This is a genomic window from Arthrobacter sp. 01N442 (assembly GCF_056399345.1).
On record NZ_JBFTRD010000004.1, the window covers coordinates 84,964 to 104,908 of the forward strand.

Genomic DNA, 19,945 nt, shown 5'->3' on the forward strand with positions numbered 1-19,945 from the left:
GGCAAGGGGCGGCCCTCCTGGTCCTGCGGGTTCTTCCGGCCACCCGGCGGGAGACTTTCGGCCCTGACGTGCCGGGGTGGCGCTGGCTAGCTTTGCAGTATGGATGAGCGGCGAGTTTCCGGGCTGGCCCCAGGAGTGTCCCTCGGCGGAGCGCAGTGGCCTTGGCGGGGGCTCTACCGTTCCGCCGGCGTTGCCGCGATTCTCTTCGTGGCGCTGTTGCTCTTGGCCCTGGTTGTCGACTTCGTGTCCCCGCCGCCGGTGGATGGGGGCGCTGCAACCCTTGAGTTCATTGCGGCGAACAAGGAGCCCTACATTGCCGAGCAGATTCTTTGGATCCTGCCCGGCATCCTGCCGGTGATCGTGTTCCTGGCCCTCTTCGTAGCCTTGGCCCCGCTCGGCCGGAGTTCGGCGCTTGTCGCCACGGTCGTCGCAGGGCTGCCCTGGGCTCTCTTGCTCGCGGTGCCGGTGTCAAGCCGTGGTTCGCTCAGCCTCGTCTACCTCAGCGACCGCTACGTGGCGGCGCGATCGGCGGAGGAGCGGGGGGTCTTTGCCACTGCCGCAGAGGCCATTATCGCCGAGAACAACACTCCCACCATCGCAGGCCTTCTGTCGCCGGTGGGCATTTTTCTGGTCTCGGCGGTGATGCTCAAAGGGGTGATGCCCCGCGTCGTCGCCTGGCTCGGCCTGGCAACGGGAGCCCTTGGCGTCGTCAGCGAGGCCCTGCGGTTCGCGGCGCCCGAGTTCTACTGGGGCTACGGACTCCTGCTCTGGGCGTGGTTCATCGCCGTCGGCGTCAGCCTGTTGCGTCTGCAGCCGGGCTCCCGGGGCCGGGTCGGAAACGCGGCGCCGGCTTCCAAGCTGAGCCCGTGACGGACCGGGACTCCCCGGCCGCCCGTGCGCCAGCGCTGGGTGCGGACGGCGACGCGCCGTATGGTGCCCCGGCCGAGGCTGAAGTCGAGCCCGAGGCAGAGCGCGAGGCCGAGGCGGGTGCCGGTCCTGGTGAGCGTGAGCCAGCGCCGCCGCATCCTGCTCCGCGGGAAGAACCGCCGGCCGCGCCGCCCAAGGGAAAAGCCCCCGTCGCCCGGGCGAAACAGTTTCCGCTCGGGTTCCTGCAGTTGCTGGGCATCCTCCTGGCGGCCGCCCTCGCAGGTGCCGGTGCAGCCCTGCTGGTCGCGCGGTCCACCGGCTGGGGATCCGAAACCGTGGTCAAGCAGTACGTCGCCGGCGGCGGCGGGTCCGGCCATCCTGCCGATATCAAGGGACTGTTGGCTGCCGCGCTGCCCGCCGTCGTCTCGGTGAAGGCCGCCACCACGCAGTCGAACCCCTTCCTGGATCCGGCCGGCGGCGACCGGGTGACGGCCGAGGGGACAGGCATTGTGATTGGCAGTACGGGGGAGATCCTCACGAACGCCCATGTGGTCAGGGGGGAGGTCGGCGGCGCCTCGACGGTGACCGTGACCTTCCACGACTCGAGCACGCGCACCGCCCGGATCGTCGCCGTCGACAGCGCACACGACCTGGCACTGCTGAAGGTCTCCGGCGTGAGTAACCTGCCCGTGCTGGAGCTGGGCGACTCAGGGTCTGCGGCCCCCGGTGACTCCGTCGTTGCCATCGGCTACGCCCTGGGACTGGAAGGCGGCCCCAGCGTCACCACCGGCATCATCTCGGCCACTGGGCGCACCGCCGCAGCCGAGGCCGGTTTCGGCAGGAATTCCCGGCTGATCAATCTCCTGCAGACCGATGCCCCGATCAGCTCGGGCGACTCGGGGGGACCCCTGCTGGACGCCGCGGGCCGGGTGATCGGCGTCAACACCATGGTGGCCACGTCCACCGCGCGGACCGCCGCCAACGGGATCGGTTTCGCGATCGCCGCGGATACCGTCAAGGCACTGCTCCCGGCCCTCCGCGCCGGCGGCTAAGCCCGACGTCGGGAGGTTGGGCCGGACGCCGGCGTGAACGGGCCCGCGCGGCCGGCGCCGGCTGCCGGTTAGTGGATCACAGCCAGCAGCACGCCGACGGCCATGAACAGCACGCCGAAGGTCCGGTTGAGGATCCGCTGCCCGCGGGCGTCGTGGGTGAAGCGCTGGAAGCTCTTGGCGGCCGCCGCGAAGAAGAACCACATGACCAGGATGTCGATCACGATCACGGTGGCGGACAGCACCAGGTACTGGGGCAGCAGCGGCTGGTCCGGACGGATGAACTGGGGCATGAAGGCGAGGAAGAAGACAATCGCCTTGGGATTGAGCAGGTTGACCCACAGGCCGCGCCGGAACATTGACAGCGCGGGCTCGTTGCGCAGCGCCGCCGCCTTCTCCTGGTCCAGGTCGGGCTTGTGCCGGAACTGCTGGATGCCGAGGTAGACGAGGTAGGCGGCACCGGCGTAACGGATGATGTTGAAGGCCAGTGGCGAGCTCGCCACCAGCACGCCGACGCCGAGGGCCACGATCAGGATGTGCACCACCAGGGCGGCCTGCTGGCCAAGGATCCCCCAGATGGAACGCCGGAAGCCGGAGTTGAGGGAGTTGCTCATCGTGTTGATGGCGCCCGCGCCCGGGGTGAAGCTGATCAGGACGCCGGCGCCGGCCAGGGCCAGCCAAAGGGAGAGTTGCACCTACCAAGTTTACGTTTCCCGCCGGCGTCGGCGGCCTTGACGACGCGGCAGGCGGCCACCATGTCCCCGGCGGCCCGGGTCAGCCCTGGCGGAGTCCGTAGCTGAGGATCATGTTGCCTTTGCTGGTCTGCTGGGAGGACTGCAACTCGAGCCGGGTCAGGGGATCACCGTCATTAAAGAGCCGCCGGCCGCTGCCCGCGACCACCGGATGGACGATCAGCATCAGGCTGTCCACCAGGCCGGCGAACACCAGCTGGCGGACCAGCGAGATGCTGCTGAAGATTCCAATGTCGCCGCCCTCGCCCTTTTTCAGTTCCGCCACGAAGTCCTCCAGCGGGCCCTCGATCAGCCGGGAGTTCTGCCAGCCGAGGTCGCCGGTCAGGGTCCGGGACGCCACATATTTGGGCAGCGGATTGATGAAGCGGCCGAAATCGTCGTCCGACTTGGCGTTCGGCCAGTACTCCGCCCATTGCTGGTACCCGACGCGGCCCAGCAGCCCGGTGTCGATCCGGCCCATCATTTCGCCCATCCCGGCCCCCAGCTCCTCATCGAAGCTGTCGAACTGCCACAGGAAGGGGTCTTCCACCACCCCGTCCACGGAACTGAACAGGCCGGCCGTCACTTTGCGCATGGTTTCTCCTCGCTGCGGGGTCTTTGAGTGCACCCTAGCGGGAGTTTGGGCGGCGGGGAATGGCTGCTCCTGAACTCCTAACCCCGGCCGCGAACGATGCCGACAGGGTGGACGGTTGGCTGACGCTCAGGCCCGGGCGATGACTTCGCCGTTCGGGATCAGGAACCAGCCGTCGCCAGTGGAGCCCCAGCGGTGCCACCCGGCGGATATCCGGGCCAGATCGGCGGCGGTGGCGAACCCGTATTCGAGCGCCTGGTCCGCGAAGGCCGAGTGCAGCACCCGTTCACCCCAGACCCGGGCCTGCCAGCGCCGCTGCTGCCCGGTCGCGTAGAGCCAGTTGCTGCTCGACGGCGCGACGTCGGTGAACCCGGCGGCCTGCGCCCAGGATACGAGACGCCTTCCGGCGTCGGGCTCGGCGCCGTTCCGGCGGGCGATCCGCTGGTAAAGCTCCATCCATTCATCCAGCTCCGGCACGGCCGGATACCAGCTCATGCCGTGGAAGTCTGCGTCGCGTACGGCCACGATCCCGCCGGCCTTGGCCACCCGGCGCATTTCCCGCAGCGCGGCTACCGGATCGGTGAGGTGCTGCAGCACCTGGTGCGCGTGGACGACGTCGAACGTCTCGTTGGGAAAGTCCAGTTCGTAGAGGTTGCCGGCGACAAAGCGGACGTTGGCGACCCCGCGTTCCGCGGCCAGGGCGGACGCGTGGGCGATCACCTCGGGGGAACGGTCGACGCCGGTGACCTCGCCGGGGGCCACCAGGGCAGCGAAATCACACGTGATGCTGCCGGGACCGCAGCCGACGTCGAGCACCGAAACGCCGGGCGTCAGGTGCGGGAGGACGAATGCTGCGGAGTTCTCCGCTGTCCGTGAGGCGTGCGCGCGCACCACCGACTCGTGGTGGCCATGGGTGTAGACATCGTCGGGTTGCTGCTCGTCCATAGGGAAACGCTACGCCTCCGGGGCCGAATTAGGGCCCGGTGGCGGCTTCTTCTCCGGCGCGGACGGTGGCCTCGATCATGGCGTGCAGGAATCGCGTGGCGATCTCCAGTTCGGCCGGCGTGAAATTCTCCATGGCCGCCCCCATATGCCGGGCGAGCGGCAGGAACATGGCGCCGCCGTCGCGGTAGGCCTTGGGGGTCATCCTGAGCTGCACCTGCCGGCGGTCCGTGCCCTGCCGTTCCCGGACCACGTGGCCGGACTTGTCCAGCCGGTCGATCAGGGCGGTGGTGGCGGGCGAGCTGAGATGAAGCTCCTTGCGCAGCAGGCCCGGCGTTACCACCTGGTTCCTCGCTGTGTGCTGCATGATCACGGACAACGCGTTGAGGTCGGTGCGGTGCATGTCGTTCCGGGCGCCCGCCGAGTCCGCGTAGCGATTAGCTTCGAGGCTGAACTCCTGAAGCAGGCTGACCAGCGGTGGCGGACCGGCGGCGTCAGGGATTGCCGGCATCTCAGTTGACATGTCACCCTTCCTGCTCGGCGCCCCGGGAGGCCTGCGCTGTTAGCGCCTTCCGGAGTTTACTCCAGGCGCCTGAGCTGCAAAGTCAGATTTTTCTAGACTGTCACTTATATCGATCATGGAGATAATCTATGGTTTACTAAAGTCTACTCCGCAACGCCATCCCGAGAAGGACGCCATGAAACGCAATCGGCAAGACTCCACCCGTGTCCCGTTCTGGCTACGCTGGCTGGTGCCCGTCGTACTGGTGGTCGCGTGGCTCGGCATTGCCGGCATCGGCGGCCCAACGTTCGGGCGGCTGAGCGAGGTCTCCTCAAACGACCAGGCGTCCTTCCTGCCCGCGGGCGCCGAAGCCACCGAAGCGCAGGACTGGCAGTCCAAGTTCCGCGACTCCAAGGAGATCCCGGCCGTCATTGTGATCGAGAGCGATTCCGCCTTCACCCGGGCCCAGCTCGGCGAGGCGGCCGCGCTCAAGGGCAAGCTGGAAGCCCTGCAAGTCGGCAGCACTGTGATCGGGCCGATTCCGTCGGAGGATTCGAAGGCCGTGCAGTTTGTGGTGCCCATCGCGTCCTCCGATGAGGTGAAGACCGTGATCAAGGAGCTGCGGGACGAGGTGTCGGCTTCCGCTCCGGACGGAATGAAGACCTTCGTGACCGGGCCGGCCGGACTGACGGCGGACCTGGTCAGTGCCTTTGCCGGCATCGATGGCATCCTGCTGCTCGTGGCGCTGGCAGCGGTGTTCCTGATCTTGCTGGTCGTCTACCGCTCGCTCCTGCTGCCGATTGCGGTGCTCTTCACCTCCGTCTTCGCGCTCTGCGCCGCGATCCTGCTGGTCTTCGGCATGGCCAAGCTGGGCTGGATCCAGCTGAACGGGCAGAGCCAGGGCATCCTCTCCATCCTGGTGATCGGCGCCGCCACGGATTACGCGCTGCTCTACGTGGCGCGCTTCCGGGAGGCCCTGACCCACACCACCAACCGCACGGCCGCGGCTCTCACTGCCTGGAAGGCCGCCTGGGAGCCGATCCTGGCTTCAGGAGCCACCGTCATCATCGCGCTGCTCTGCCTGCTCTTTTCCGACCTCAACTCGAACAAGGCGCTCGGGCCGGTGGCAGCCGCGGGCATCCTGTGTTCGCTCTTCGCGGCGCTGACTTTGCTCCCGGCGATGATGGCGCTGCTGGGCCGCGTTGCGTTCTGGCCGTTCCGCCCCAAGCTGTTGCCGGAGACGGAGCGTGAGCCGGAGCTCGTCACCGGACTGGAGGGCCAGAAGGGTATCTGGCGCGCCACCGGCTCCCTGGTGTCCCGCCGGCCCCGCACCGTCTGGATCACCTCGGTGCTGCTGCTCCTGATCGCATCCGCCGGTGTGCTCCAGCTCAAGGCCAACGGCGTGCCGCAGACCGACGTCATCCTCGCCGCCTCCAACGCGGTGGACGGCCAGGACGCCCTGGCCAGGCACTTCGACGCCGGTTCCGGCAGCCCCGCCGTGATCGTCGCCGACGAGGCGAAGGCGCAGGACGTGCTGGACAAGGTTAAGGCGAGCGACGGCGTCGGCGACGCCTACCTGCTGGCCGAAGGCAACGTGCCGATCGTCCCCGGCGGCCAGGGTGCGCCCGGTGCACCCGGTGCGCCGGCTGCTCCCACGGAACCGGCGGTCCGGGACGGCAAGGTGCTGATCAACGCGACGCTGAACTACGCCGCAGATTCCAACGAGGCCGAAAACGTGGTGGTCAGCCTCCGCCAGGAACTGAAGAAGATCGACAGTGGAGCCTTGGTCGGCGGGGTAACCGCCACGGCCCTGGACACCAACACCACAGCCCAGCGCGACCTCGTCACCATCATCCCGGTGGTCCTTGCGGTGATCCTGGTCATCCTGATGCTGCTGCTGCGCTCCGTGCTGGCGCCCGTCCTGCTGGTCGCTTCGGTGGTGCTCTCCTACGGAGCCGCGATGGGCGTCTCCGCCGTCGTGTTCAACAACATCTTCGGCTTCCCGGGGGCGGACGCCACCGTCCCGCTCTTCGGCTTCGTCTTCCTCGTCGCCCTGGGCGTTGACTACAACATCTTCCTGATGAGCCGGGTCCGCGAGGAGTCCCTGAAGCACGGCACCCGGCCCGGCATCCTGCGCGGCCTGGGGGTTACCGGCGGGGTCATTACCTCCGCCGGGGTGGTCCTGGCGGCGACGTTCGCCGCCCTGGGCGTCATCCCCATCATGTTCCTGGTCCAGCTGGCCTTCATCGTGGCGTTCGGGGTGCTGCTCGACACCGTCCTGGTCCGCTCGCTGCTGGTCCCGGCCCTGGCCTACGACATTGGCCCGCGGATCTGGTGGCCGAGCAAGCTCGGCCGGCCGTCGGCTGACGCCGCCGCGCGGGACCTTCCGGCCGCCCCGGAACCGGAATCCGCCGAAGCCGGCGTCCGCTAGCCGGAGCGCCGTCGGAAGCCCGCCCGCCGGGAGCCCGTCCGCCGGAAGCCCCCAAGCGCAGCCGCCGTCACCGTCCCTGGTCCCCCCACCAGGCCACGGTGGCGGCGGCTGCTTGCGCGAGCGGCGTCGGCTGCAGGCCCAGCGCGGCCTCGCTGGCGCGGGAATCCATCACGAAGGGGCGCTCGAACTGGTACAGCGTTTCGGCCAGTTCCCGCGTCCCGGGGGAGAGCATGCCCATTGCCCGCAGCGCCCAGCCAGGGACCGCGGCCACGCGCGGCGTCCGGGCACCGGCGGCGGCGGCGAACGCCGCAGCCATCGCGCGCTGGGTGACCGCCGGCCCGGTCGGCGCGTGCCACACCCGGTTCCACAGCGCAGGATCCCGGGCCGCCTTGATCATGGCGGCCGCCAGGTCCGGCACATAGGTGAACGAATGCGGCTGGTCCGCACTGCCGACCACCATCAGGCGCCTGCCCGCCAGCACCGGCTTCAGCATGCGCTCGCCCGCGTGCGCCCCGAGCACCCGGGCGCCGAAGAAGTCGCTGGCCGCCACGCTCACGGTGTCCGTCGCGGACGCGGCCCGCGCCTCGAGCAGCGCGGTGCGGATCCCACGCTTGCCGCCCCGGGCCTCCCGCGGGCTGTCCTCGCCCATCGGCCGGTCCGGTTCGCTGTAGGAGTACAGGCTTTCCGGGAAAACGACGACGGCCCCGGCGTCGCCCGCCGCTGCCAGCACCGTCTGCTCGGCCCCGGGCAGTTCTGCGGCCCAGGCCGTGGCGCTGTACCGGGAGCCGTGGATGCAGTGGAAGACGGCTGCGGCGTCGTGGAAAAGCTCCCCGAGCATCTCCGGGCTGGAGACGTCCACGGCGTGCCTCTCGACGAGCGGATGGGACGGCCCGCCGCCGGAGCGGGTGAGCACCCGCACCCGGTGACCGGTCGCGGCGAGCTGGTCGGCAACGGTCCAGCCGACCGGCCCGGCGCCGGTGACGACAAACAGTCCAGGGTTCTGGATCTCGGGGGCTTCGGGCTGGGTCATGGGGTGCTCGCTTTCGAACGGAAGAGGAGAGCACTGCTCTCGAACTTCAGGATGCCGCCCAGCAGGAGCGAAGTCAAGAGCAGTGCTCACATCTGTAGACGCTGCTCTGCGATATGGAATGCTGGATCCATGCCGCAGACCGCCCCCGTCCCGTCCGCCAAGCCAGTAACGCCGCGTGAGCGTGCCCGGGTGCGGACCAGCCGGGACATTGTGCGAATCGGCCGGGAGCACTTGGCGCTGCACGGAGCCGCCGCGCTGTCCCTGCGCGCCGTCGCCCGGGACCTCGGAGTCGTCTCCTCGGCCGTCTACCGGTACGTCGAAAACCGCGAAGAGTTGCTGACCCTGCTGCTGGTCGACGCCTACGACGAGCTGGGGGATGCGGTGGATGCTGCCGTCGGGGCTCTCCCGGAGGATGATTTCAACGGCAGGTTCGCGGCACTCGGGGCGGCAGTGCGGACTTGGGCGCTCCGCGAGCCCGCCAGCTATGCACTGCTTTTCGGCAGCCCGGTGCCCGGATACCAGGCTCCCGCGGCTCGGACCACCGGCCCCGGGACCAGGGTGATCTTCGCGCTGATGGGCATCCTGGATGGCGCCTGGCGGGCAGGCAGCCTCGCCGGGGAGGGGCCGCCCGCTCCGGTGGCCGCGCCGCTCGCCGCGGACCTGGCTGCGATCCGCGCGGAGATGGGGCTGGCTGTGCCGGACCCCGTGCTGGCCCGCGGTGCACTGGTCTGGACTTCGCTGTTCGGCGCCATCAGTTTCGAAGTCTTCGGCCAATATGGCGCGGACACCTTCGCTGCCCGGGACGAGCTCTTCGCGCACCACCTGGCTGTCTTGGCCGGGCTAGCCGGGCTGCGTCCCTGACCCGGCCTTTCAGGCGCCCGCAGCCGGGCGGACCCCTGTTGCCTCCCCTCCGTGCTCGATAGACTGCGACTGCGCCCGAGGGGGCGCCCACGCCTGCAGGAGGGATCCACACATGTCTGAAAACAGTGAGTTTGATCGAACGGCAGCAGAGAAGCGGCACGGCTCGGACCCGGTTCCGGCCGGCGCCGAGGAGGCGGGGCTGGAGGCCGACGCCGGCCAGTATGTCGAGGGCGACTACGGTGACGCGGGCGTCGCCGGCGAGAACCCGGCCGGGGCACCCGAAGGCGAATATGCCGAGGGGGACTATGGCAGGGCGGGAGTGGCGACCGGCTCGACCGTCGGAACCGAGGAAGGCGACTACCCCGAAGGCGATTACGGCGCCGCCGGATCCACCGCCCCGGACGCGACGGCGGGGGAAGAGGGCGAATATCCCGAGGGTGACTATGGCGCCGCAGGGGCAGCGGGGGCCGGGCGCACGGGCCGCCGCGCCGGGGATGCCCTCGCGGACGAGCCTGCCGGGCGTGACGGCACCGTCCGCGACGACGCAGGCCGCGAAGGCCTCTAACTTCTCGTCGGATTCCGCGCCCGAATCGCTTTCTCGCACAGCGAAATCCTTGGCGCGGCGTCGTCGCGTTGCCCGGAAACCGCGCAATTCCGCGGTTTTCCGGCGCTGCAGGCCTCCGCGAATATGCCCGTCATCCGAAGTTGAGTCGGGTTGACTCAACTTCGGATTGACATCTCACGCGGGCTGCGTAAAGTTGAGTGCAGAGCGCTCAATAAGTGGGTGCGCCCTCGTTCTCGACGGGCTCGAACTCCGGGTATGTCCCGGCCGCCGGGCGTCCGCCGGATGGCCGGGGCCAGCAAGTTTCCAAGGAAAGAAGGAAGCAACACATGTCACGTGCAGTAGGTATCGACCTCGGAACCACCAACTCCGTCGTCTCCGTTCTCGAAGGTGGCGAGCCCACCGTCATTGCCAACGCCGAGGGTGGCCGCACCACGCCGTCGGTTGTTGCGTTCTCCAAGTCCGGCGAAGTCCTGGTCGGCGAGATCGCCAAGCGCCAGGCCGTCAACAACATCGACCGCACCATCGCCTCGGTCAAGCGCCACATGGGCACCGACTGGAACGTCGCGATCGACGACAAGAAGTACACCGCGCAGGAAATTTCCGCGCGCATCCTGATGAAGCTCAAGAACGACGCCGAGTCCTACCTCGGTGAGAAGGTTACGGACGCCGTCATCACGGTTCCCGCGTACTTCAACGACGCCGAGCGCCAGGCCACCAAGGAAGCCGGCGAGATCGCGGGCCTCAAGGTGCTGCGCATCGTCAACGAGCCCACCGCGGCAGCCCTGGCCTATGGCCTGGACAAGGGCAAGGAAGACGAACTCATCCTCGTCTTCGACCTCGGCGGCGGAACCTTCGACGTCTCCCTCCTCGAGGTTGGCAAGGACGAAGACGACTTCTCCACCATCCAGGTGCGCGCCACCGCCGGTGACAACCGCCTCGGCGGCGACGACTGGGACCAGCGCGTCGTGGATTACCTGCTGAACCAGCTCAAGGTCAAGGGCATCGACCTGTCCAAGGACAAGATCGCCCTGCAGCGCCTCCGTGAAGCCGCAGAGCAGGCGAAGAAGGAACTCTCCTCTTCCTCCAGCACCAACGTCTCGCTCCAGTACCTCTCCGTCACCCCCGACGGCCCGGTTCACCTGGACGAGCAGCTGACCCGCGCGAAGTTCCAGGACCTCACCAAGGACCTGCTCGAGCGCACCAAGAAGCCGTTCCACGATGTCATCAAGGAAGCCGGCATCAAGCTCTCCGACATCGACCACATCGTGCTGGTTGGCGGTTCCACCCGCATGCCCGCCGTCTCCGAGCTGGTCAAGGAACTCGCCGGCGGCAAGGAGCCCAACAAGGGCGTAAACCCGGACGAGGTCGTGGCCGTCGGCGCCGCCCTGCAGGCCGGTGTGCTGAAGGGTGAGCGCAAGGACGTGCTGCTGATCGACGTCACCCCGCTGTCCCTGGGCATCGAGACCAAGGGCGGTGTTATGACGCACCTGATCGAGCGCAACACGGCCATCCCCACCAAGCGCAGCGAGACCTTCACCACGGCGGATGACAACCAGCCGTCCGTGGCGATCCAGGTCTTCCAGGGCGAGCGCGAATTCACCCGCGACAACAAGCCGCTGGGCACCTTCGAACTGACCGGCATCGCTCCCGCCCCGCGCGGCGTGCCGCAGGTTGAGGTCACCTTCGACATCGACGCGAACGGCATTGTGCACGTCTCCGCGAAGGACAAGGGCACCGGCAAGGAACAGTCGATGACCATCACGGGCGGCTCCAGCCTCTCCAAGGAAGACATCGACCGCATGGTCCGCGACGCCGAGGAGCACGCTGCAGAGGACAAGGCCCGCCGCGAGGCGACCGACACCCGCAACACTGCAGAGCAGCTCGCCTACTCCGTGGACAAGCTGATCGCGGACAACGCCGACAAGCTCCCTGAAGAGGTCAAGACCGAGGTCCAGGCCGACGTCGACGCCCTCAAGGCAGCGCTCGAAGGGACCGACGACGCCGCCGTCAAGACTGCGTTTGAGAAGCTCCAGGCTTCCCAGACCAAGCTCGGCGAGGCCATCTACGCCCAGCCCGGTTCCCCCGACGGTGCCGCTGGCGCCCAGGGTGCTCCGGCCGGCGAACAGGGCGCAGCCGATGAGGACATCGTCGACGCCGAGATCGTTGACGAAGACGAGAAGAAGTAATCATGCCGCAGCACGGTAACGAAGAAGAGCACGGAGCCGCCGGAGACCGCCGCGACGAGAGCCGCGACGAGAACCAGAAGCCGGTGATCCACGACAACCGCAAGGTTGATCCGAAGACCGGCCAGGCACGTCACCCCGACCAGGAGCGCGCCGCTGCAGGGGAGCCCGACGCCGGGGACGCACTGTCCCAGGCGGAGGACATCCTCAACAGCGTCGACGTTCCGGCCGCTGAGTCCGTGGCGCAGGGCGCGGGTGCCGGGGAGGCGGAGGAACTGAAGAACGACCTCCGCCGCCTGCAGGCCGAGTACGTCAATTACCGCAAGCGCGTCGAACGTGACCGCGCCGTGGCAGGGGAGATGGCCGTCATCGGCGTCCTGAACGCCCTGCTTCCGGTGCTGGACGACGTCGACGCCGCCCGGCAGCACGGCGACCTGGCGGACGGACCGTTCGCCGCGATCGCCGCGAAGCTGGAGAACGCGCTGAAGACGTACGGCCTGGTACGCATCGATGAGACCGGCGTGGAGTTCGATCCCACGATCCACGAGGCCCTCATCCAGCAGCCCGGCCCGGACGTCGAAACCGACACCGTCAGCCAGGTCCTGCGCTCGGGCTACAAGTCCGGCGAGCGGGTCCTCCGCGCGGCCCAGGTGATCGTGGCCGTTCCGGCGTAGTCACCACCCCGCCTTCGCGGAGGAGGGGGCCCCGCCCCTACGCGTGGCGGCTATGGTCCTGCGGACCACAGCCGCCACGCTCCGGCAGCGGATCGGTCCTCCCAACACTCGCAAGCTCGTGTCGGGGCCCTCGGTCAGATCCTTTGAAGCCACTCCCCGGCCCCCTCATCCGCTACGGCGAACAGCGGTAATGTCGCCTTATCTCTTTGTACGTTGAAAGGAAACGCCATTGGCTAGCCAGGACTGGGTGGACAAGGACTTTTACAAGATCCTTGGTGTCGCCAAGGACGCTTCCGACGCCGACATCAAGAAGGCCTACCGGAAGCTCGCGCGGCAGCACCACCCGGACACCAATGCGGGGGACACCGCATCGGAAAAGAAGTTCAAGGACATCTCCGAGGCCTACTCGGTGCTCTCCGACGCCGACGAGCGCCAGCAGTACGACGCCATCCGTGCCATGGGCGGCGGCGCCCGCTTCGCCCCCGGCGGGGCCGGCGGTGCCGGTGGCGGCGCGGGGTTCGAGGACCTCTTCGGCGGCCTCTTCACCGGCGGCGGCGGACGCCACTCCGGCGGCTACAGCACCGCCGGCGGCATCCCGCCCGAGTTCGCCGACCTGTTCGGCGGCGGCGGCTTCGGCGGCGGCCAGTCCTTCCAGCGCGGACCCCAGAAGGGCGCCGACCGGACCGCCTCCACCAGCATCTCCTTCGCCGGATCCATCCGCGGCACCACCATCGGGCTGCGCGAGCCGGATGGCGAAGTGATCGACGTGCGCATTCCCGCCGGCATCAAAGACGGCCAGAAGGTCCGCGTCCGCGGCAAGGGACAATACGGCCCGGCCGGTAACGGCGACCTCATGGTCACCGTCTCGGTCAAGCCCCACGACTTCTACATCCGCGACGGCGACAACCTGCGGATCCATGTCCCGGTCACCTTCCCGGAGGCTGCCCTGGGTGCCGACATCGAGGTTCCCACCATCGACGGCGACAAGGTCAAGGTCCGGGTGCCCGCGGGCACCCCCACCGGCCGAACGCTGCGCGTCAAGGGCCGCGGGGTCAAGCATGCCAAGGCCACCGGGGACCTGCTGGTCACCATCGACGTCGCCGTGCCGAAGAAGCTGAACAAGGACGCGGAGGAGGCCGTCAAGGCGTTCGCCGCGGCCACCGCCGGCGAGGACGTCCGCGCCGGTCTGGCAGCCAAGGCCCGGCTGTAGGAGTCCTGCCATGGACATCGAGTTCGACCAGCCCATCTTCGTCATCTCCGTCGCCGCGGAGTTGGCGGACATGCACCCGCAGACGCTGCGCCAGTACGACCGCCTCGGCATCGTCTCGCCCAGCCGCGCGCCCGGCAAATCCCGGCGGTACTCGCAACGCGACGTGAACATGCTCCGCGAGGTGCAGCGGCTCTCGCAGGAGGGTGTCTCACTCGAAGGCATCAAGCGGATCCTGCAACTGGAGAACCAGGTGGCCGCGCTGCAGCACCGGGTCACCGAGCTGACCGAGGAGCTTGGCCGGCGCAGGCAGCCGCTGGACTCCCGCATCTTCGCGGCCGGGGCGGCCGGCGACGTCGTGACGCTCGCCCGCGGCCAGCGGCCCCGGCCCCGTTCCCAAGCCCTGGTGCTGTGGCGCCCCCGGGAGATGCCCTAAACCGGCTCCAAGTAGTCGGCCGGGATGAACTGAGTACTCGAGCGAAAATTCGGGTGGTTCAGACCGCATAGTCGGGTACCGGCAGGCCGTGACTTCCCGCCTGCCCGCCCGGTTGAATGGTCTTGGCAGCCGGACGGCCGCCAAATGGACAGCCGAATGACACGGCTCCAGTGCAAAATGTCGGGGGGGCACAGCACATGCTTCAGTCAACCATTCCGGGCGCGGCAGCGCCGGCGTCCGCAACGATCGCGGGCCGGCCATGAACACCGGGCTGTACGCCGTGGCTCTCTTCGGACATTCCCTGCCGGGCCTACTCCTGCTCTCTCTTGGACAAGCCATCGTGGTGGTCTGCGTCTGCTTCGATATGGTCCGGACGGTCTCCGTGCCGCGTTCCAGGCGACGCTACATCGCCAACACCGTGTTCCGGACGCTGGCGCTGCCGTCCATTATCTGCATGTCCCTCGTCGTGCTGGTCCATGCCGCGTCCGGTGCCTGGGAACAGGTGGCCGCCGGAGTCTTCGTCCTGGTGGCAGTGATCTTCCGCTGGCACCACGACACGGACGAGGACAGCTGGTGGACGGGCAAGGGGAAGGCGCTCGGACGCTGGCTTCGCGGGAAACTGGCGGCGCCGCCGGCGACCGCACCGGCCGCCGCTTGAGCCGCTGCGCGTACCGCTTCAGGCGATCGCATTAAAAATGTTCCAGCCGTCCCCGACCCGGACCCGCGGGAGCCAGGTTCCGCTTCCGCTCCGCGGGTAGAGCCAGAGCGAGCCTGCGCTGTCGCGGGCAAGGACGTCCGGTGTGCGGTCACCGTTGAGGTCCCCGGGGCTCGTCACGGCGCTCATGCTGTTCCACCCGTTGCCGACGAGCACCCGGGGAAGCCATCCACCGGTGCCCGTGCCGCGGTAGAGCCACAGCCGGCCGCTGGCCGTCTCCCGGGCCAGGACGTCGGCTGCACCGTCGCCGTCGAAATCCCCCGGGGCGACGAACGCGTTGAAGATGTTCCAGCCGCTTCCGATCCGCGCCCGGGGCAGCCAGCCGCCCGCGCCGTTGCCCGGGTAGAGCCAGAGGACGCCCGTCGCCGTCTCGCGGGCCAGCAGGTCGACGCGCTGGTCCCCGTTGAAATCGCCCGGTCCGACGATGCCGTTCATGAGCTGCCAGCCTTTGCCGGCCAGTACGCGGGGGAGCCAGCCGCCCTTGCCGTTGCCTCGGTACAGCCAGAGGTTGCCGGTTGCGGTCTCCCGCGCGACGACGTCCAGCGGGCCGTCGCCGTTGACATCCCCCGGAGTTTCGATGGCGTTGAAACCGGACCATCCGGTCCCGATCTTGATGCCCGGTGACAGGGTGCCCCGCCCCGTCCCGGGGTAGAGCCGCAGCTCGCCGGTGGCCGCGACCCGGGCCAGCACGTCGTTGTTCCAGTCGCCGTTGAAGTCCGCCGTCGCCCTGGAGAGCGCGGAGGCAGGAACCGGCAGGGCGGTGAAGCCATAGGGGTCGCAGGTGAGGTCGTAGTCGCGGACGTCGTCGTACCACTGGGAGAGATAGACGCGGCCGCCGGAGAAGCTGGCCAGCCGGCACCGGTCAAGGGCTTCGGCCGGGTAATCGAGGCGACCGGCGGTGGCCCAGACCGGAACGCCCGGCAGCCACCACGAGCCGGTGATGTCCTGCCAGCCGGCGGCATAGGAGTAGACGCCGTAGGAGTAGCCAGCATCCCGGAGGCCCCGCATCAGGCCCTCCACCACGTACCGGTTCTCACGCCGCTGCACCGGGGTGGCGGCGGGCCAGGGCTGGGCCGGACGGGGCTCCACGTCGATCCAGACGACGGGAGGCCGGAAGCCTGCCCGCTGCAGGCTGCCGACGGCGAAGCGGGCCTCGGCGTAGCCGACATTCGAGAGCTGTCCGGCCCGGGTACCCGCGGACCACGGTCCCTGCCCGCGGTAGGTGGCCAGCTGGGCCGCGGTGGGGAAAGCCGCCATGGTGTAGCCATGGGCGCGCTTATTGTTGGTGCCGACCCAGCCCACCTGGCTGGCCAGGCACGGATTCTCGGTGAAGGGCAGCCCCCGGGTCAGACCCAGCACCACAAACTGGGTGGTGGCCGGCGGCAACGGGAGCCCCAGGCCGCCCACTGCCGTCGGGCACTGGGGCCAGGAGATGTCGTGTCCATACAGGGTGGCCGCCGCGGCCGGCGGAGCGGTGCCCGGCATCAGCCCCAGCACCAGCGCCATTGATGCCAGCACCGATGCCAGCCGACGCTGCCGGCGCGCCGCCGCGCCCCTGAAACGTATCCGCGCGGCCATGGCTACCGCTCCTTCGCCCAGGCTCGTTCCGATATGCACCATTGGACACCCGGAGCGTAGGCCCGCGGTAGGGCTGGACGGCTCGCCGCCAGGGGGCTGGCCGTCAGTCGGTAAACAGTCCGGCCAGATCGTCGGCCGTCAGCGCGCCGCCGGAGAGGGCATCGCCCTCCATCACGTCCGCGAACAGCTGGGACTTTTTGGCCTTGAGCGCCATGACTTTTTCCTCGATGGTGTCCTTGGCGACCAGCCGGTAGACCATCACGTTGCGGGCCTGGCCGATCCGGTGCGTGCGGTCCACGGCCTGCGCCTCGGAGGCCGGGTTCCACCACGGGTCCAGGAGGAACACGTAGTCCGCCTCGGTGAGGTTCAGGCCGAAGCCGCCGGCCTTGAGGCTGATCAGGAAGACCGGGGCCGCGCCGTTCTTGAATTCGTTGACGACGTCGCTGCGGTTGCGGGTGCTGCCGTCGAGGTAGCAGAACTCAATGTCCTCCTCGACGAGCCGCTCGCGGACCTTGCCGAGGAAGCCGGTGAACTGGCTGAAGATCAGCGCGCGGTGGCCCTCGGCCACCAGGTCCTCCAGTTGCTCGAACAACACGTCCAGCTTGCTGGAACGTACCCCGGAGAGCGAGGGATCGATCAGTGACGGGTCCAGGCTGAGCTGGCGCAGCAGGGTCAGCGACTGGAAGATCGTGAAGCGGTTCTTGTTGACGTCCTCGATCAGGCCCAGGATCTTCTGCCGCTCGCGTTGCAGATGCGTCTGATAGACCTTCTGGTGCCGCGGATTCAGCACCACCTCAAGGATCTGCTCCTGCTTGGGCGGAAGATCATGGATGACCTGTTCCTTGGTGCGGCGCATCATCAGCGGCCGGACCCGGCGCCGGAGCTTGTCCAGCTGCGCCTTGTCACCGTTCTTCTCGACAGGCTTCTGGTAGTACTCGGCGAAGCGCTTGGGGCTGGAGAAGAGTCCCGGCGCCACGATGGAGGTCAGTGCCCAGAACTCCATCAGGTTGTTCTCCAGCGGGGTGCCGGTGATCGCGAGCTTGAAGCCGGCGGGGAGCTTCCGGGCGCACTGGTAGGCCTTGGACTGGTGGTTCTTCACGAACTGCGCCTCGTCCAGGACCAGGCCCGCCCACTGCCGGGAGGCGTAGGCCTCGTAATCGATCCGGAACAGCGCGTAGGACGTGATCACGATGTCCGCCCCGGCCATGGCCTCGGCCGGCACCGAACCGCTCTTGGCGAAGGTCTCGCTGATGGCCCGGACCGTGAGGCCGGGCGCGAACCGCGCGGTCTCGGCCTGCCAGTTGCCGACCACGCTGGTGGGAGCGACCACCAGGAACGGTGCACCGCCGGGGGAGGAACCGGGGGAGGAGCCGACGACGGCGGCCGCGGCGTCGCCGTCGTCGGCCCCCGGGGCAGGCGTCTCCGGGACAGCCGCCTCCGCTGCGATCTTGGCCGCGCAGATCAACGCCAGGGCCTGGACGGTTTTGCCGAGGCCCATGTCATCGGCCAGCACGCCGCCGAGCCCGTGGCGGTAGAGGAAACTCAGCCAGTTGAAGCCCTCGAGCTGGTAGGGGCGCAGCTCCGCGTTGAGCGTGGCGGGCAGCGGCAGGCCTTTGACGCCGCCCTCCAGCAACCCGCCGACGGCCTCGCGCCAGGCGGCCGCTTGTTCATCGACGATCCCCAGCTGTGCCAGCTCGTCCCAGAGCCCGGCCTGGAACCGGCTGATCTGGAGCGGAGCGTCCTTGTTGTCCTGCAGCTCCCGGGCCTCTTCGATGAGGGCACGCAGCTGGTGCAGCTCGGGCAGGTCCAGGGAGAAATACGCGCCGCTGGGCAGCAACATCTTGGTCTGGCCGGATGCCAAGGCGGAGAACACGGCGGCGAAGGACACCGGCTGGCCCTCGAGCGAAATCTGGATGCCCAGGTCGAACCAGTCCCGCTGGTCGGTGGCCTTGGTGGAGATCGATACCACCGGCGCTTCCTCGGCCTCGCGGTAGTCGGCAATCTCGCCCGCCGTGTCCACGGAGACCTCCCGAAGCTCGCGGAGCGCAGGGAGGACTTCCTCGGTGAAGGCCAGGGTGTCCAAACCGCTGAGTTCCGCGGACGCAGCCAGCCGTGGCGTGCCCCAGCCTCCGGTGGCGGATTCGCCGAGCTTCGGGACGACGTCCCAGGGCTGACCCACGGTCTCCAGGATCCGGGCCTCGGCAGTATCGTCCCGGTAGCCGTGGTCGCCGGGGTGGCGCCACAGCGGCTGGGCCGTGACCAGGTTCCCGGCCTTGTAATGCCATTCCCAGTGCAACCGCACCCGGTGGTCTGCGCCGTAGTTGGCCAGCAGCGACAGGGTGGGCACGGTCAGGGTGGGCAGCTCAACGGAGTCGTCGGAGGCGGTCACCCGGGCCGTCTGCTTGAGCTTGGGATAGAAACCGGTCAGGAACCGCCCCTCGTCCCGGGCCGGGATATGCAGTGTGGTGCCGCCGGTGACGAAGGTCAGGAGTTCTTCGCTGAGCCCGCCCTCCAGCGGTGCCAGCGTGATCCCGGAGTCTCCCGGCGGGATGCCGGGCAGCGCGCCGGCGGCGGAGGTCAGGAAGATCCCGTGCGCGGGGCGGCCGATGGTCCCGACCGACGCCGGATCGACTACCGTGCCCTCGACGGTGATGGTCGGTGCGAGGGCCAGGCCGCCGCCGTCGGCCTCCTCCGCGCCGAGCCGGGTGAGGTTGAGCCCGACGGCGGCAGGCTCCTCGGCCAGCCGGACGGGTTCGTCGCCCTTGCCGTGGACCAGTGCGAGGCCGATCTTCCGGGCTTCGGCCAGCAGGCTCCACAGGTTCTTGCCGGCGTAGGTGTTCAGCCCCAGCCAGGGCGCTGTGCCGGCGTGCTGGCGGTTCGCCTGGGCCGTGTGCGAGGCGAGGAATTCCTGCATCCACTCCACATGGGCCTCGTTGCACTCACGCCGGTAATTCAGGTAGCTCAGCGTGTTCCAGGAAACGTCGCCGCGGATCCACTTGCCCTTGGCCCCCATGATGACGGGCCGCGCCTTGAGCTGGCGGACGCTGCGCAGCGGGTCCCGGCGTCCTGTGTAGGAGAAGTGCGGGGCCGGCTCCTCGATCTCGAACTGCAGGGCCAGCGGGACGCCGTTGGTCGACTGGGTGATCCCCGGCCGGGCGATCAGCGGGCTCAGCGCCTGCTCCCAGTCCGGCAGGTCCAGCGCTGCCGGCTGGCGGGAAAGCCGGGAGGACTCCGCGGGGGCGAGCAGCTGGACGCGGGTGGCAGGGTTGTCCTCGGCGGCAAACAGCAGGGCCGCGACGTGCTTGCAGTCCTTGCGGACCGGGCAGCTGCAGACTCCCACCGTGCAGCTCCAGCCGCCGCCCTTTCGAACCAGCTTCGCCGTCGTCGAATACGGCACCTCGGCGCCGCCGCGGACCTTGCCGAGCATCAGGCCGGTGGCGGGATCGAAGGACATCCCGGTGACGCGGCTTCCCATGGCGTAGGCAAGCCCGGCCGCGAGGGAGCGGTCGTTGATTGCGGGGGTCTGTATTGCCAGTGCCGCACTCTCGTCCGGATGGGATGGCATGTGCGCACTACTTTCAG

At 68.8% G+C, this 19,945-nt stretch carries 17 protein-coding genes; 10 read left to right on the forward strand and 7 right to left on the reverse strand.

The features are described 5' to 3' along the window. The first annotated feature begins 99 nt into the window (after positions 1-99). Positions 100-870, forward strand: a complete 771-nt coding sequence (locus AC1DNC_RS07705; RefSeq protein WP_476861979.1) for a DUF4386 family protein — start codon at positions 100-102, stop codon at positions 868-870. Then, positions 867-1,919: a S1C family serine protease gene (locus AC1DNC_RS07710; RefSeq protein ID WP_476861980.1), complete on the forward strand. Its 1,053-nt coding sequence runs from the start codon at positions 867-869 to the stop codon at positions 1,917-1,919. Before AC1DNC_RS07705 ends, AC1DNC_RS07710 begins: the two co-directional genes overlap by 4 nt. A gap of 68 nt (positions 1,920-1,987) precedes the next feature. Here the strand turns inward: AC1DNC_RS07710 and AC1DNC_RS07715 are convergent, their stop codons facing one another. From AC1DNC_RS07715 to AC1DNC_RS07730, 4 genes are all read right to left on the reverse strand, one after another. Then, positions 1,988-2,611 (reverse strand): LysE family transporter, encoded by a 624-nt coding sequence (locus tag AC1DNC_RS07715; protein WP_476861981.1) that lies wholly within the window; start codon positions 2,609-2,611, stop codon positions 1,988-1,990. A gap of 79 nt (positions 2,612-2,690) precedes the next feature. Further along, complete coding sequence (locus AC1DNC_RS07720) at positions 2,691-3,242, reverse strand: dihydrofolate reductase family protein (protein ID WP_476861982.1); 552 nt, start codon at positions 3,240-3,242, stop codon at positions 2,691-2,693. A 126-nt stretch (positions 3,243-3,368) separates the two neighbouring features. Continuing rightward, positions 3,369-4,184 carry a methyltransferase domain-containing protein gene (locus tag AC1DNC_RS07725; RefSeq protein WP_476861983.1) on the reverse strand — a complete coding sequence of 272 codons (816 nt, stop codon included), beginning with the start codon at positions 4,182-4,184 and terminating at the stop codon, positions 3,369-3,371. Positions 4,185-4,212: 28 nt separating this feature from the next. Then, positions 4,213-4,704: a MarR family winged helix-turn-helix transcriptional regulator gene (locus AC1DNC_RS07730; protein ID WP_476861984.1), complete on the reverse strand. Its 492-nt coding sequence runs from the start codon at positions 4,702-4,704 to the stop codon at positions 4,213-4,215. Positions 4,705-4,879: 175 nt separating this feature from the next. Here AC1DNC_RS07730 and AC1DNC_RS07735 point away from each other — a divergent pair, with 175 nt between their 5' ends. Then, complete coding sequence (locus AC1DNC_RS07735; RefSeq protein ID WP_476861985.1) at positions 4,880-7,114, forward strand: MMPL family transporter; 2,235 nt, start codon at positions 4,880-4,882, stop codon at positions 7,112-7,114. Between the two features lie 67 nt (positions 7,115-7,181). Here AC1DNC_RS07735 and AC1DNC_RS07740 read toward each other — a convergent pair whose 3' ends face one another. Further along, complete coding sequence (locus AC1DNC_RS07740; protein WP_476861986.1) at positions 7,182-8,144, reverse strand: NAD-dependent epimerase/dehydratase family protein; 963 nt, start codon at positions 8,142-8,144, stop codon at positions 7,182-7,184. A gap of 129 nt (positions 8,145-8,273) precedes the next feature. Between AC1DNC_RS07740 and AC1DNC_RS07745 the strand changes: the two genes are divergently transcribed. From AC1DNC_RS07745 to AC1DNC_RS07775, 7 genes are all read left to right on the forward strand, one after another. Next, positions 8,274-9,005: a TetR/AcrR family transcriptional regulator gene (locus AC1DNC_RS07745; protein WP_476861987.1), complete on the forward strand. Its 732-nt coding sequence runs from the start codon at positions 8,274-8,276 to the stop codon at positions 9,003-9,005. A 112-nt stretch (positions 9,006-9,117) separates the two neighbouring features. After that, a complete protein-coding gene (locus AC1DNC_RS07750; protein WP_476861988.1) occupies positions 9,118-9,570 on the forward strand; it encodes a hypothetical protein in 453 nt (150 codons plus the stop codon). A gap of 326 nt (positions 9,571-9,896) precedes the next feature. Beyond that, positions 9,897-11,756 (forward strand): molecular chaperone DnaK, encoded by a 1,860-nt coding sequence (dnaK, locus tag AC1DNC_RS07755; RefSeq protein WP_476861989.1) that lies wholly within the window; start codon positions 9,897-9,899, stop codon positions 11,754-11,756. Positions 11,757-11,758: 2 nt separating this feature from the next. Continuing rightward, a complete protein-coding gene (locus tag AC1DNC_RS07760) occupies positions 11,759-12,427 on the forward strand; it encodes a nucleotide exchange factor GrpE (RefSeq protein ID WP_476861990.1) in 669 nt (222 codons plus the stop codon). Between the two features lie 229 nt (positions 12,428-12,656). Continuing rightward, positions 12,657-13,637 (forward strand): DnaJ C-terminal domain-containing protein, encoded by a 981-nt coding sequence (locus tag AC1DNC_RS07765; RefSeq protein WP_476861991.1) that lies wholly within the window; start codon positions 12,657-12,659, stop codon positions 13,635-13,637. A gap of 10 nt (positions 13,638-13,647) precedes the next feature. After that, positions 13,648-14,070 carry a heat shock protein transcriptional repressor HspR gene (locus tag AC1DNC_RS07770; protein WP_476861992.1) on the forward strand — a complete coding sequence of 141 codons (423 nt, stop codon included), beginning with the start codon at positions 13,648-13,650 and terminating at the stop codon, positions 14,068-14,070. Positions 14,071-14,329: 259 nt separating this feature from the next. Further along, positions 14,330-14,728, forward strand: coding sequence for a hypothetical protein (locus AC1DNC_RS07775; RefSeq protein ID WP_476861993.1), 399 nt, complete (start codon positions 14,330-14,332; stop codon positions 14,726-14,728). Between the two features lie 18 nt (positions 14,729-14,746). Here the strand turns inward: AC1DNC_RS07775 and AC1DNC_RS07780 are convergent, their stop codons facing one another. Together AC1DNC_RS07780 and AC1DNC_RS07785 are read right to left on the reverse strand one after the other, a co-directional pair. Then, on the reverse strand, positions 14,747-16,363 hold the full coding sequence (locus tag AC1DNC_RS07780; protein ID WP_476861994.1) for an FG-GAP repeat domain-containing protein: 1,617 nt from the start codon (positions 16,361-16,363) through the stop codon (positions 14,747-14,749). A 103-nt stretch (positions 16,364-16,466) separates the two neighbouring features. Continuing rightward, positions 16,467-19,928 (reverse strand): DEAD/DEAH box helicase, encoded by a 3,462-nt coding sequence (locus AC1DNC_RS07785; RefSeq protein ID WP_476861995.1) that lies wholly within the window; start codon positions 19,926-19,928, stop codon positions 16,467-16,469. Positions 19,929-19,945: the final 17 nt, after the last annotated feature.

What these genes read in the sequence shown, in the direction of transcription:
- AC1DNC_RS07740 (WP_476861986.1), bottom strand. Translation starts at nt 8,144, where the DNA reads ATGACCCAGCCCGAAGCCCCCGAGATCCAGAACCCTGGACTGTTTGTC.
- AC1DNC_RS07735 (WP_476861985.1), top strand. Translation starts at nt 4,880, where the DNA reads ATGAAACGCAATCGGCAAGACTCCACCCGTGTCCCGTTCTGGCTACGC.
- AC1DNC_RS07760 (WP_476861990.1), top strand. Translation starts at nt 11,759, where the DNA reads ATGCCGCAGCACGGTAACGAAGAAGAGCACGGAGCCGCCGGAGACCGC.
- AC1DNC_RS07725 (WP_476861983.1), bottom strand. Translation starts at nt 4,184, where the DNA reads ATGGACGAGCAGCAACCCGACGATGTCTACACCCATGGCCACCACGAG.
- AC1DNC_RS07785 (WP_476861995.1), bottom strand. Translation starts at nt 19,928, where the DNA reads ATGCCATCCCATCCGGACGAGAGTGCGGCACTGGCAATACAGACCCCC.
- AC1DNC_RS07745 (WP_476861987.1), top strand. Translation starts at nt 8,274, where the DNA reads ATGCCGCAGACCGCCCCCGTCCCGTCCGCCAAGCCAGTAACGCCGCGT.
- AC1DNC_RS07730 (WP_476861984.1), bottom strand. Translation starts at nt 4,704, where the DNA reads ATGTCAACTGAGATGCCGGCAATCCCTGACGCCGCCGGTCCGCCACCG.
- AC1DNC_RS07750 (WP_476861988.1), top strand. Translation starts at nt 9,118, where the DNA reads ATGTCTGAAAACAGTGAGTTTGATCGAACGGCAGCAGAGAAGCGGCAC.
- AC1DNC_RS07775 (WP_476861993.1), top strand. Translation starts at nt 14,330, where the DNA reads ATGAACACCGGGCTGTACGCCGTGGCTCTCTTCGGACATTCCCTGCCG.
- AC1DNC_RS07705 (WP_476861979.1), top strand. Translation starts at nt 100, where the DNA reads ATGGATGAGCGGCGAGTTTCCGGGCTGGCCCCAGGAGTGTCCCTCGGC.
- AC1DNC_RS07770 (WP_476861992.1), top strand. Translation starts at nt 13,648, where the DNA reads ATGGACATCGAGTTCGACCAGCCCATCTTCGTCATCTCCGTCGCCGCG.
- AC1DNC_RS07720 (WP_476861982.1), bottom strand. Translation starts at nt 3,242, where the DNA reads ATGCGCAAAGTGACGGCCGGCCTGTTCAGTTCCGTGGACGGGGTGGTG.
- dnaK (WP_476861989.1), top strand. Translation starts at nt 9,897, where the DNA reads ATGTCACGTGCAGTAGGTATCGACCTCGGAACCACCAACTCCGTCGTC.
- AC1DNC_RS07780 (WP_476861994.1), bottom strand. Translation starts at nt 16,363, where the DNA reads ATGGCCGCGCGGATACGTTTCAGGGGCGCGGCGGCGCGCCGGCAGCGT.